Origin of the sequence: Spirulina sp. CCY15215 (assembly GCF_016888125.1) — a bacterium.
GTDB lineage: Bacteria > Cyanobacteriota > Cyanobacteriia > Cyanobacteriales > Spirulinaceae > CCY15215.
This window is the reverse complement of the sequence record NZ_JACSWA010000242.1, coordinates 1-8,441: the sequence shown is the minus strand read 5'-3', so window position 1 is coordinate 8,441 and position 8,441 is coordinate 1. Positions and strand designations below refer to the sequence as shown.

The following is an 8,441-nucleotide window of genomic DNA, read 5'->3' as shown; positions in this document are numbered from 1 at the left end:
AAATTGTTACAATCCCTTATTTTTCGTTAGTAATCATTTGTTCTACAACGACACATCGGGGTTACAGTCTTTTTCTCTAGTCAGTGAATAATCCCTGCCCAACCAATGGGGGAGCATCGCGCACTGTATTTAATAATTTAGTGGATACAACCCGCTTGGCATTAGCGCAGTATCAAGAAGACAAAAATTTAATTATCTTGCCCGATCGCTTTCCTCAATCTCTTTCCGATATTATTTTAATTCTCAAAGCCTTGCTCCAAGAGGGGGCATTGGACTTACAACCCGAAGAACTAGAGTTCTTTGCCGAACGGGTTTGGCAACTGTTTACCTCCTCAAAAGAACGACGATTTGGGGAATACGAGAAAATCAGTTGGTGGAACTATCTCGATGCTGCCAATAAGTCCCCTGCTTATCAAGCTCTATTAGCGCGAGGAATCACCACCTCCTTAGTGGCCTCTCGGGCTGAATTAGCCAGCACAAAGACAATGGGTGATATCTTCGTCCAACTGCTCCTCGGTATTATCAATCCCGCGAATAGTAGCGCCGATCGCGTTCTTAATGGCCCCACTAATGACGTATGGATCGATCCGTGGCTGGAATATTTGCGCGATCGAGGGGTGATATATCATCAATCCCATCGTTTGCGGAGTATCGAAGCAGACAAAGATGAGAATGGAACCGTGCATATTACTGGCGCGATCGTCACCGATATGGACAATAAAATCGACACAACCGTGACGGGGGACTACTATATTGCCGCGTTACCCGTAGAAATTATCGCCGGTCTGATCTCCGACGATCTTGTGGCCGGGGATCCATCCTTGGCCAACCTCAAACGTTTAGGAACCAGTACCGCTTGGATGAATGGAATTCAATTTTATCTCAATCGAGATGTTCCCGTTACCCACGGTCACGTTCTCTATGTTGATTCTCCTTGGGCTTTGACTTCGATTTCCCAGCAAGTTTTTTGGCCGGATTTTCCCATGGAAAACTTTGGCGATGGTCAAGTCCAGGGCATTATTTCTGCAATTCCCTCCAATTGGGGTTACTTTATCGATCCCAATACTGATGAAGTCGGTGCAATCAATGACTCTCGGGGATTAGTTGTCAAAAAACCCGCCCAAATTTGTTCTCCCGAAGAAATTAAAACTGAAGTTTGGGAACAAATGAAACTTTCTCTCAAGGAATCCGGCGATCGCTACTTACTCAAAGACGAGGATCTCCTGTCTTGGTTTCTCGACCCCGATATCATTCATAACTGTTGCGATCTTGCCGATAACCCAGAGAAACTCGAAGAGATTCTCGATCTTTATCTCCCCGACTATTTCAAAGAGCTTTTCCTCTGGATTCACAATCGAGACCATGCCACTCTAACGCAAATCGCCGATCGCCTGGACATCGATCAAAGTCAAGCTCGTTTAGCCGTTAATGCCCTGATTGCCAAAGGATTTGTCGGGCCGATTCCCTTACCCGAGGCCGAAAGCGATCGGCGATTTTGCCTGCGTCCGGGTAACGAAAGACTATGCTATAAAAGTCGGATCGGGAATGCCGAGGCCAATATCAACAGCGAACCCCTCTTAGTAAATTTGGTCAATACTTGGGCTCTTCGTCCCCGTGCTTATACTCAAATCCCCAATCTGTTTCTCGCTTCAGATTACGTGCAAACCAATACGGATCTTGCCACAATGGAAGGTGCCAACGAAGCGGCTCGCCGCGCCGTTAACTCAATCATCGATGCTTCTGGCGCTCGGGTTTCCTACTGCAAAATTTGGGATCTCCATCAACCAGCAATTTTATCCCTGCGGCGCTGGTCAGATAGCCTGCGCTACCAAAAGGGATTGCCTTGGAATGGTGAAATTTCACCGTGGTATTTACGACTTTTCTTGCCCATCATTTTGATTTGGGATTTTCTCAAGGGATTATTTTCATAGTTGCAATACCAAAAAAATAAGCCGATAATGTAGTAGATCGGGTTGTGTGTGTTTGTGCGATGCGATCGCTTTTGTAATCACAGTAGATGCAAAAAAATGGAGGGGGTGAGAGAAACAGTATTTTATACTACAAAATCTCATCTCTATATCCATTAGTTCCGAAATCTCTTTGATAATCTTTCCTATCAAAATATGCTCAATTTGTCACAATATGCAGTCTTGGCAACCCTGTCGAAAACAGCGAAAACCATTGTTTATCGGGCATTAACACAACCCGATCGCACTCCGGTCATTCTCAAAACTTTTACCACAGACTACCCCTCCTCCACGGATATTGCCCGACTCGAACATGAGTACGATATTACCCGAGATCTCAACATTCCGGGGACAGTCATTCCCTATACTTTAGAAGAATGGCAAGGAAAGCCCGTGTTAGTATTAGAAGATTTTGGCGGACGCGATCTGGCCTATTGGTTTCGGGCCAGAAGTCTTTCCCTCGAAGATATTCTCAGGATCGGACAACAATTAGCAGAAATTTTGGGACATCTCCAACAAAAGCGAGTCATTCATAAAGACATTAAACCCGACAATATTATCTTTAACCCGGAAACTAAACAGTTAAAACTGGCAGATTTTTCCATCGCTTCTCGCCTGTCTAAAGAGAATCCCACGATTAGCAGCCCCAACCTTCTCGAAGGGACTCTTGCTTATGTTTCCCCCGAACAAACCGGTCGGATGAACCGAGCAGTTGATTATCGGACGGACTTTTATTCCTTGGGAGTTACGCTTTATGAACTCCTGACCGGACAACTTCCTTTTCAATCCCAAGATTTGATGGAATTAGTGCATTGTCACATTGCTAAAACCCCTCAACCCCTTCATACTTTAAATCCGCAAATTCCTGCCGTTCTCTCTCACTTGGTTTTAAAACTGATGGCTAAAACCGCCGAAGATCGCTATCAAAGTGCCTATGGGATTAAAGCCGATCTGGAAATTTGTGGGCAGCAATGGCGGGAAAACCAAACTGTATCCCCTTTTATTCTCGCTCAACAAGACCGACGGGGAACTTTCTCGATTCCCCAAAAGCTCTACGGTCGAGAAGCAGAGGTGAGACAATTGCTGACAGCCTTCGATCGCGTCAGCCAAGGCACAACAGAAATGGTACTGGTCGCAGGCTATTCGGGCATTGGTAAATCAGCCTTGGTCAATGAAGTCCACAAGCCGATCGCGAGACAGCGCGGTTATTTTATTAGCGGCAAATTCGATCAGTTTCAGCGCAATATGCCCTATGCTTCCCTCATCCAAGCCTTTCGAGAACTGGTTCGCCAACTGTTGACGGAAACGGAAACCCAGATCGCGGCTTGGCGAGAAAAACTTCAGATTGCTTTGGGCAATAACGGTCAAGCGATCGTCGAGGTAATTCCTGAAATTGAATCTATTCTCGGTCCACAACCGGAAATTTCCCTTTTGCCCCCGTCGGAGGCCCAAAACCGCTTTAATCTCGTTTTTCGGGAATTTATTCACGTTTTTACCCAAAAAGAGCATCCTCTGGTCATGTTTTTAGATGACCTGCAATGGGCGGATACCGCATCCCTGCAATTAATTCAATTACTGGTTGCAGATCCCGACGGGCAGTATTTACTCATGTTGGGAGCCTATAGAGACAATGAGGTGAGTCCAACTCATCCCTTAATGCGGACTCTGACTAATATTCAGGAGACCGAGGCCACCCTCGAAACGATCGCCCTGCGCCCTTTAAAGTGGATTTGATGATGCGCGAAATCCAAAAATTAGCGCCATCCACCCAAAACGTCTTGCAATTGGCGGCCTGCATTGGCAATCAGTTTGATTTGAGAATGTTGGCTATTGTCAACGAAAAATCGGTAACAACCACCGCTAAGGATCTGTGGGATGCTCTTCAATCCAGTTTGATTGTGCCTTTGAATGATACCTACAAAATTCCCCAGGCGATGGAGCATAGCGAAACCCTGCAAATTCACTACAAGTTTTTACACGATCGCGTTCAACAGGCCGCCTATTCCCTCATTCCCGAGGCGGAAAAACAACAGGTTCATCTCCAAGTCGGTCGCTTGCTTCGGCAAAGTGTTTCCGTTGAACAGTTGCAGGATTGTCTTTTTGATGTTGTGAACCCTCTCAATATCGGCTCTGCCCTCATCAAAGATCCCCAAGAAAGACTTGATTTGGCACGATTGAATTTACAGGCTGGCTGCAAGGCCAAAGCTGCGGCCGCTTACGATGCAGCCTTGGCCTATCTCACCATCGGTCGCGATCTCCTGCCCGAGGAGGGGTGGGACACCGAGTATAATTTGACTTTGCAACTATACGTTGAAACGGTGGAAGTAGAATACCTCCTTGCACGGTTTGAGAAGGCGGAAAATCTTTCGGATATCGTTCTCGATCGCGCCCAAAATCTCCTCGATCGGGTCAAGATTTACGAGTTAAAAATTCAGTTTTTGATTCCTCAAAATCGGATGAATGAGGCGATCGAGACAGCATTGCCCGTGGTGGAATTATTGGGATACCCCTTAGAGATCGAGCCGACACGGTTGCAATTGACCCGGCCTCTCCCTCAATTGCAGGAATTGGCCAATTATCCCCAAATGCGCGATCGCCAACAATTGGCCGCTCTGCAAATCCTCATTATTGTTACGGGGCCAGCTTATATGGCGCGTCCGGATCTCTTACCATTTATTGTATTTCGGATGGTTAACCTCTGTTTGGAGTTTGGTCATTCTTCCCTCGCGGCCTATGCCTATGGGATGTACGGTCTCATGCTCTGCGGACCCCTCCAGGATATTCTCTCGGGCTATCAGTCCGGACAGATTTCTTTAAACATTCTCGAACAATATCCATCGGATGCCCTCAAATGTAAAATTAATATGTTGTTTAACTGCTTTGTGGGTCATTGGCAAGAAGACCATGCTCTCACGATCGATCGCTTAGAGAAGACCGTGCAGATGGGCATGGAAACCGGGGATATGGTTTATGCGGCCTACTGCGCGATGTGGTCTTGCGGTTACATGATGTTAACGGGAACAAAACTGCAAGATGCGGCTCAAGCCCAGGAAATTTATATCGAATTCTTGACCAAAACTAAGCAGGATCATGGTTTATATCCTGCCAAAACCTGGCGACAACTCACCCAAAATTTACAAGGGAAAGCACCGGATCCCCTCACACTCCAGGGGGATTATCTGAATCGCGAGGAAATCAAATCTCTCGAAGCCCAACAAAATCAGATGTCGTTGTTTTTTGTGTATTTTGCTGAGGTTATTTTGGCCTATGTACTGAAGGATTGGCAAACTGCGGGAGCCAAGCTCCCCATCACGGCTCAATACCAAGCAGCAGCCACGGCATCTATGCTTTCGGGGGGATATCTCTTTTATGAAACTTTAGTCCATTTAGCGCTTTATGGGGATTTGTCCCCCGAGGAACAAGAGAAGACTTGGGAAGTAATTGAAACGAACACTAAGCAAATCACGAATTGGGCCGATCTCTCTCCTCAAAATTATCAAAGCAAACAGGAATTGATTTGGGCAGAGCGATCGCGTCTTCAAGGCAACTTTTTAGAGGCGATGGACTATTACGATCGCGCTATTGCCACTGCCCGAGAGAGGGGCTTTTGGATGGAAGTGGCGATCGCTTCTGAGCGAACATCTGAATTTTATCAGAGCCTCGGGCGCAGCAAAATTGCTAATCAGTATTTACTCGATGCGGTATATCACTACAATCGTTTGGGAGTATGGGCAAAAGTGACGGCTCTCCAAGATAAAGACCCCACCTTATTGCAACAAGCTCAAATCGTTTCCGCGAATCCTACCCCCATTACTTCAACCCAAAACACGCAAACGAATACGGGGCGATTTGGGGAAATCTTAGACTTAAATACGGTCATCAAAGCGGCTCAAACTCTTTCTAGTGAAATTGTTTTATCTCAATTGCTTTCCCGTTTAATGAGTTTGGCGATGGAAAATGCTGGGGCGCAGATGGGTTATTTATTCCTCATGGAACAAGAACAGTTTAAGATTGTTGCTTCGGGTCAAGTTGACACGACGATGACTGTCACAGTCTGGGAAAATCAGCCTTTTGCATCCACGGATCTGTTACCTCTATCTTTAATTCAATACGTGCAACGCACCCATGAGGATGTGGTTCTCGTTAATGCCGCAGAGGAAGGGATGCTTTATCTGGAAAATAATTTGGTTGCGGGGGCTTTTACGGGCGATCGCCTAAAAATTCTCAAAATTCTCTCCACTCAAGCTGCTATTTCTGTTAACAATGCCATGCTGTATCATCGTTTGGAGGATTATAGTCGCAACTTAGAAGTCAAAGTAGAGGAAAGAACTCAAGAACTGCAAAAAAATAACCAAACATTACAGCAAACTCTCCAAGAGTTACGACAAACTCAAACACAACTCATCCAAGTCGAAAAGATGTCCAGTTTGGGACAAATGGTAGCGGGTATTGCTCACGAAATCAATAATCCGGTCAGCTTTATTTCTGGTAATCTCACTCATGCTCGGAATTATGTTGCGAGCTTAGTGGATCTCATCGAGCTTTATGAGGAAAATATCTCTCATCCCCAGGCAATGATAGAAGAGAAAAGAGAGGAGATCGATTTTGAATTTTTGTGTCAGGATTTAGATAGCCTCTTTGCTTCGATGAAAACAGGGAGCGATCGCATTCGCCAAATTGTCCTCGGTTTGCGAAACTTCTCCCGTCTTGATGAATCTGATAAAAAGGAAGTCGATCTGCACGAGGGTTTAGACAATACTCTACTCTTGCTACAACATCGCCTCGGCTCTCGGGGCAAGGGTCCCGACATTGCGATCGCCAAAAATTATGGGGATCTTCCCTTGGTCAATTGCTACGCCAGTCAACTCAATCAAGTCTTTCTCAATATCCTCACTAATGCTATAGACTTTTTAAGTGTTTCGGATATTAGTGATTCTCCCAAAGTATCCATTAAGACCCAAGTAAAAGACTCACGAAATATAAGAATTTGCATCGCCGATAATGGCTCGGGCATGAGTAAAAATGTTCGCGATCGCGTTTTCGATCCCTTCTTTACCACCAAACCGATCGGCGCGGGAACAGGACTGGGTTTATCGATTAGTTACCAAATTATCACCCAGCAGCACGGCGGACAACTACAGTGTTTTTCTCAACCGGGAGAAGGTGCAGAATTTGTGATTGATATCCCCATTCAGTAGGTTTCCCCCTATGGCAATCTTTTCGGGAGGGCGATCGCTTCTAAATTCCCAGGGCTTTGAGATAGGTTTCCATTTGTTCTAAAGTTAGATTGGATTCGATATATTGCGGGTTTTCGGGACTATAGGGACTGGCAAGGCGGGCGATCGCGATGATTTTGGCATCTTCAGGTAAGATTGGCACATCGGGATCGAAAGCAGTCGATCGCATCAGAGAACTGGAAAAGCCTTTAAAAATAATAATTTCGTCTTCTTCTCCTGCAATTTTTGCCCTCACTACTAATACTTCCTGCGGGCGTTTCAGCGTATATTGCTCTAAGCGTTTTCCTAAAGATGCAATCATTTTTAATCAATAATCTAGACTTACGCAGTGTAGGGAAATTTCGCCCCCCTAGCCCCTCAAATCTGGGGGGAACAGGAGTCAGTGCAGCGCAAATAACCTTGCAAAAACTACTTCTCCATCGCCGATCGCCCCTGTTTGCCCAAACGAACAACGAGAAAATAGACAAAATAGAGAATATAGGCTGCTAGGCCAATAGCGGCGAGAAAACCGAGAAAACCAGGACGAGAATTAGCATGAATCCAACTTTTGTAGAAAAAGGCCGGTTCAAGCCAAACGCGGCAAAATGGGGTTTTTATCGCTGCGCTGGAAAAAGCACAGGAAAGAAACGGCAGAAATGCTAGAGTTCCCAGGGTACAGTAAACCGTCACCGCCCAACGCCAAGCCGTCAAAGTTAACTTGAGAGGACTGAAACCGCGATCGTCAATTTCATCATTGATATCGATCCAAAACCACAAAGAAAGGGGAATCAAAATTCTGGCGACAAACCCGGTGATATAGCCAATTGACCACGATGGAATCATTAAATAAACAGTAATCATGAGCAGACTAGCAACCCGCCAATAAATAATGAGGAGACGGATTATCGCCTCTTCCTTGCGTATTACTGCCCAAAGCAACAAAATTAAAGGCAAAATGACGGTGAAGAGGACAGCTAATCGATAGTCCATCCAAATAAGGGGTTTAAACCAAATATCTAACAAAACGATTAATCTCCTATAATCTCAATGTTTTACGCCATTACCTAGTTTGCCACCTATATAGCTCTTTTGTTCCTAATCTTCTCAGGCATTGCGAAAGGTAGTAGCTGCCTCTAAGCGTGAAGTTTGAGCTATCAGCACGCAACGGGAGAGTAATTCTAGATCTAGGGTTGTCAATTCAGGAATTTCACTGCTGCTAATTCTTTTATAACCGCGATCGCCTAGACGATAGAGACTA

The 8,441-nt window shown here is 45.5% G+C and carries 5 protein-coding genes and 1 pseudogene; 3 read left to right on the top strand and 3 right to left on the bottom strand.

Annotated features, from left to right (window positions below):
- Positions 1 to 83: 83 nt before the first annotated feature.
- The 3 genes from JUI58_RS01885 to JUI58_RS01875 all read left to right on the top strand — a co-directional run bounded on the left by JUI58_RS01885 (position 84) and on the right by JUI58_RS01875 (position 7,165).
- Entirely contained in the window at positions 84 to 1,931 is a 1,848-nt protein-coding gene (locus JUI58_RS01885; RefSeq protein ID WP_204102047.1) for a hypothetical protein, read from the top strand.
- A 192-nt stretch (positions 1,932 to 2,123) separates the two neighbouring features.
- Positions 2,124 to 3,701: a serine/threonine-protein kinase gene (locus JUI58_RS01880; protein WP_204102046.1), complete on the top strand. Its 1,578-nt coding sequence runs from the start codon at positions 2,124 to 2,126 to the stop codon at positions 3,699 to 3,701.
- Positions 3,702 to 3,703: 2 nt separating this feature from the next.
- Positions 3,704 to 7,165 (top strand): ATP-binding protein, encoded by a 3,462-nt coding sequence (locus JUI58_RS01875; RefSeq protein ID WP_204102045.1) that lies wholly within the window; start codon positions 3,704 to 3,706, stop codon positions 7,163 to 7,165.
- 40 nt (positions 7,166 to 7,205) lie between these two features.
- Here JUI58_RS01875 and JUI58_RS01870 read toward each other — a convergent pair whose 3' ends face one another.
- The 3 genes and pseudogenes from JUI58_RS01870 to JUI58_RS27545 form a co-directional block, all read right to left on the bottom strand.
- Positions 7,206 to 7,505, bottom strand: coding sequence for a hypothetical protein (locus JUI58_RS01870; RefSeq protein ID WP_204102044.1), 300 nt, complete (start codon positions 7,503 to 7,505; stop codon positions 7,206 to 7,208).
- Between the two features lie 107 nt (positions 7,506 to 7,612).
- On the bottom strand, positions 7,613 to 8,206 hold the full coding sequence (locus tag JUI58_RS01865; protein WP_275414292.1) for a DUF3177 family protein: 594 nt from the start codon (positions 8,204 to 8,206) through the stop codon (positions 7,613 to 7,615).
- An 81-nt stretch (positions 8,207 to 8,287) separates the two neighbouring features.
- Positions 8,288 to 8,441, bottom strand: a pseudogene (locus JUI58_RS27545) (Uma2 family endonuclease); the annotation flags it as partial.

What these genes read in the sequence shown, in the direction of transcription:
- JUI58_RS01880 (WP_204102046.1), top strand. Translation starts at nt 2,124, where the DNA reads ATGCTCAATTTGTCACAATATGCAGTCTTGGCAACCCTGTCGAAAACA.
- JUI58_RS01875 (WP_204102045.1), top strand. Translation starts at nt 3,704, where the DNA reads ATGCGCGAAATCCAAAAATTAGCGCCATCCACCCAAAACGTCTTGCAA.
- JUI58_RS01870 (WP_204102044.1), bottom strand. Translation starts at nt 7,505, where the DNA reads ATGATTGCATCTTTAGGAAAACGCTTAGAGCAATATACGCTGAAACGC.